Consider the following 216-nt stretch of genomic DNA (forward strand, 5'->3'; position numbering starts at 1 on the left):
GCAAGGACAATCACGGGGCATTATCCTCTCCAAAGCAAATCCACCGCGATCTATATTCTCCTCGATATGAGGGATAATCATGTTGTGCTTGCTGACTAAAAGTCGGTTGCCCGGCATAAACTCCAGAGCTTCGATAAAGGAAAGGTTGTGCAGGCTCGCTCTGGACACCTCACATCCATCAATTTCAACAGTATCAAATACCGCCACCGGGGCAAT

Annotated in this window: 1 pseudogene; it reads right to left on the reverse strand. The window is 48.1% G+C overall.

Going from position 1 to position 216, the window contains the following annotated elements:
• A pseudogene (locus HJV72_RS19320) lies at window positions 1-216 on the reverse strand (NAD-dependent DNA ligase LigA); the annotation flags it as partial.

It is taken from the genome of Extibacter sp. GGCC_0201 (assembly GCF_017566055.1).
Lineage (GTDB): Bacteria > Bacillota > Clostridia > Lachnospirales > Lachnospiraceae > Extibacter.